Annotated in this window: 3 protein-coding genes; all 3 read right to left on the bottom strand. The window is 48.8% G+C overall.

Annotation, left to right across the window (positions count from 1 at the left end):
* Positions 1 to 163 precede the first annotated feature (163 nt).
* Positions 164 to 892, bottom strand: a complete 729-nt coding sequence (locus ADK28_RS16690) for a helix-turn-helix transcriptional regulator (RefSeq protein ID WP_023336632.1) — start codon at positions 890 to 892, stop codon at positions 164 to 166.
* A gap of 261 nt (positions 893 to 1153) precedes the next feature.
* Positions 1154 to 1474: a complement resistance protein TraT gene (locus ADK28_RS16685; RefSeq protein ID WP_239686252.1), complete on the bottom strand. Its 321-nt coding sequence runs from the start codon at positions 1472 to 1474 to the stop codon at positions 1154 to 1156.
* Between the two features lie 331 nt (positions 1475 to 1805).
* Complete coding sequence (locus ADK28_RS16680) at positions 1806 to 2774, bottom strand: hypothetical protein (RefSeq protein ID WP_048796152.1); 969 nt, start codon at positions 2772 to 2774, stop codon at positions 1806 to 1808.
* Between the last annotated feature and the right edge of the window lie 799 nt (positions 2775 to 3573).

Here is a 3573-nt window from a genome sequence, read left to right as displayed (position 1 = left end):
TATTTCGTTTTGAGGTCATCCCAGATACATCCGCAGACGGCGGTAGTACCGCCGCCTGATTTGCATCCCTGGATAAACTCGCGTTCATTTTTGTCGCCACAGCCGCTCAGGGTTGCGGCAGACAACAGCAGGGTGAAGAGCAGCAGAGGGCCTGCGACAGGTTTCACGATTTGACTCCTTTGGGTCTGGATGGATGTTCAGGGTGTTGTTCCCTGAAGGTGTGAATGACATCACTGATAAAGCGAAAGTGGGGTAGTGCGCTGATAAATCCCTCTTCAGTAATGAGCGAGCTGATTTCGCTCCGGCGACGGAAGGTTTGCTCTGAGAGTGAAGCAGAGATAATGTCTTCCAGCCGGAACACCCGGAGGCTCCCCCGGCAGCAGACGACCAGATACCAGTGCTGATGCCGGTAAATCAGGCGGTAAGGTTCCTGCTCATCGTGACGGACACCGCCGACCAGCAGACTGACCACCCGGTGATGGCAAATGGCTTCGGCCAGACGATGAAAACTGTCAGCCTGTGTCCATGCTGACGGTAAGTCGTGCCAGATAAAGCAGGGTGAGGTGCCCGTTTCATTCATCAGAAGGTGCATCAGTTGCCGGTTCTGCGACGGGATAATGCGTGCGATACCGGTACTGCGGGCAAAGGAAACGGCCCCCGGAGAGTGATCGCGCGTGGCGCTCTCACTGAGCCGATACGTGCCGTTCTCCCCGATAATGTCGAGGTGGACCAGCCGCTGATGTAAGTCACGACGCAGGGTGCGTATCGATACACCAAACTCACCGGACAGTGTCTGAAGGGTCAGCGTTTCTCCGGCCATTAACCGGCTGATAATGACCGACAATCTGACGGCCAGCCGGTCGTAGCGGGCCTCTTCATCGGGTCGTTGCATGGACGCTCCGTGTGCGATAAATAGGTTGATATTTCATGCGGTTATTATGCGGGAGGGGAGGGACACGTTATGTCCATCCCCCGTAATGGCGGAAAAGAAAAAGTAAAATTCATCTTTCATTAAACAGGAGAATTAACAAAGGGTTAGTGCCAGGTAGCTGAAATGACGACAGCATGCTGACACGCCCTGTCATCAGTCGTGCCGTAGCGAGTACGGTCAGCGGCTCAGGCTTTGTGCAGGATGGGCTGACCCTTATTAACGTTACGGTGCACTGAAGATATGCTCACATTGCGTGCAGCTGTATTCATCAAAGACGGTTCCGTCCAGTTGTTCTCCGGCCAGAGAGCCTGCCACCGCGCCCGCACAGGCGCCGGACAGAAAACCAATGAGCCCTCCGGCTATCGTACCGACCACGGGGATGACTGAACCAATCAGCGCACCGGCGGAGGCTCCTTCAAGCCCGGCAAGGCCTCCGGCTGTTGCGCCAATGACCCCTCCCGTCTTTTTACCCACATGGCGCAGTCGTATATTTTGCGAACCGCAATTCGGACAATCCATTTCTTTTTCCCTTATTACTGGCAATGAAGCCTCCTGAATAAACAGGCGGGCCGTGTATAAAAACGGCCCTGATACCGGAACAGGGAATGTGGCGATGGCAGCGCCGGAACGGGGGAAGCATGCACTCGGGTATTTTGCAGGGCAGTACACCGGGGAGAGGGAACAAGGGTAGCGGCAGGGCACCAGAACCCCGTTTGTTCTTATCAGACACATTAACCTCCATGAGTAAATAACAAAACGGCAGCGATAGTGGCTGCCGTTCTCATGGAGGTAATATAGGTCTGAGATTTTTTTGAATGCAGGTCTGGTTGCGTTTTTGATGCCGGGTTCATTCCCCGGCCTCATCACAACGGTATTATTCCCCGGAAAAGGTTTTCAGGTAGTGGGCGTTAATCAATTTTTCGAGCATATCACTGATGCGAATATCGTGATGGGCGGCCAGTAAATCCAGCCGCATTTTGGTTTCATTCTTCAGATAGGTGTTAAGGGCTTTTTTATCGGTACGTGACTGACGCAGTTTTTGCTGGTTCCAGGCTTTATTCAGATTCAGCAGAAATAGCCGTCTGGTATCCGGTGTATCATCCCATAAATCAATTGCACCACGCAGAGCAAGGCAGCGTTCAGAATGACTCAGTGGCGTAAACCAGGTGCTCAATCCCGGTGATGACAGACTGAATGAGAACCCACCATTGGGCGTGTTCTTTTCTTCCTGTAGCGATTTAAGGCTATTCCACGCCCACAGTACCGCTTCTTCCTCATCAGGTAACCATTTTAGCGGGGCGGGTTTGCTGTAAATATTTTTCCACTGGTCTTTGAGCCTGTCCATTACCTGATTCTTAAGCCGATTCACCGGCGGGGTCGGAATAAATATCAAGTCAAAGAAATTGAAGATAAGTTGCATTCGTTCCTGATGACTTGTCGGCGATTTATTTAGCTGAAGGAACTGATACCAGTTCTGACCGAAAGGAGCATCTCTTGATCGAGAAATACCAAGCTGATAGTCACTCGCTTCACAGAGATAACCCCACATCCAGAATGCGGCCCGTTCGTCGCATTCAAGCCAGTCAAAACGGTCAGCCGGTAAGATATTCTCGTCGCAGGCGGTATGCATTTCTTCCAGGAGTCTGTCTTGCTGTTCTTTATCAGGATAGTACTGATTGAGGAGATGATTAACTGCCTGATGGCAGCTGCCTGCATCCTGACGATTAACGCCTTCTGTTCTGATGTTTTTATTTATGCCTAACCAGTCAAGATAAAAACTGCAGATTCGGATGTCGCGGGTCTTTATCGGTGTTTGTTTGTGGTTGCGATCGTAAATAACCATATATTCATCCTAAATATAAACTACGATGTCGTGGTGTTTGTAGCTATACAGTAGCATGATGGTGGTTTTATCGTCACTAAAAAATACATCTGGTAGTCATCGTGAAGTTAGGTGATGGTTTTATGTGGGTTTTTATGTCGTATTATCATTGTTATGCAGTGGCTGTTTTCACTGTTTTTTCTTTGTTGTACGCTCTATTTACGGTATTGGTGACTGCATCCTGGCTTGTAAAGCACCACTTTAACCTCTTTTTCGTTCTTCTGTACGCCCTCGTTTTCACCTCATCATTGTGCCTGGTTCGCCTCAGGATACATTTTCTGACGCAGGTATGGTCACCTGTGAATATTTTCATTTCGTTGCTCAGAAGCAGGTGGGAGGGCTTCTGTGGGTAGTGATGATTCAGAGGTTAATCTGGCTGGGGTTATTTGAGATGATGAAATGTCTTTTCTTCTGTTATTGAAAAAGATAATTCCAGAGTGAGTGTTTGTGGTTCTTATTGCATGTAACGACTGTCTGGTACTGTTGATTGGGGTGTTTGCATTGTGCTGAATGTGTTGGATTGGTATTAATATAATAAAGAAGGGGTGATTACTGAAACTATAATGAGTGGTGATTGCTAAAGGGTAGATTGTTATCAGTAAGACTACTGTTTACCACAGTAGTGATTGGTGCCGGTAAGAGAGTTATGGCTACAGAAATGAATAAGACAAATAACTTATGGTGGCTTGATTACTACCCTGGTGGACAGTTATTAGAAACAGGGTAACTATTGGGTAGGGGTATTGGTGGGTTAAGATTA

The sequence above is a fragment of the Serratia sp. 506_PEND genome (assembly GCF_001076875.1).
Taxonomy (GTDB): domain Bacteria; phylum Pseudomonadota; class Gammaproteobacteria; order Enterobacterales; family Enterobacteriaceae; genus Serratia; species Serratia marcescens.
Note: the sequence above shows the minus strand (reverse complement) of the source record. Positions and strands in the feature narration are given on the sequence as shown.

Coding starts and splice junctions, on each gene's coding strand:
- ADK28_RS16690 (WP_023336632.1), bottom strand. CDS start 892: ATGCAACGACCCGATGAAGAGGCCCGCTACGACCGGCTGGCCGTCAGA.
- ADK28_RS16680 (WP_048796152.1), bottom strand. CDS start 2,774: ATGGTTATTTACGATCGCAACCACAAACAAACACCGATAAAGACCCGC.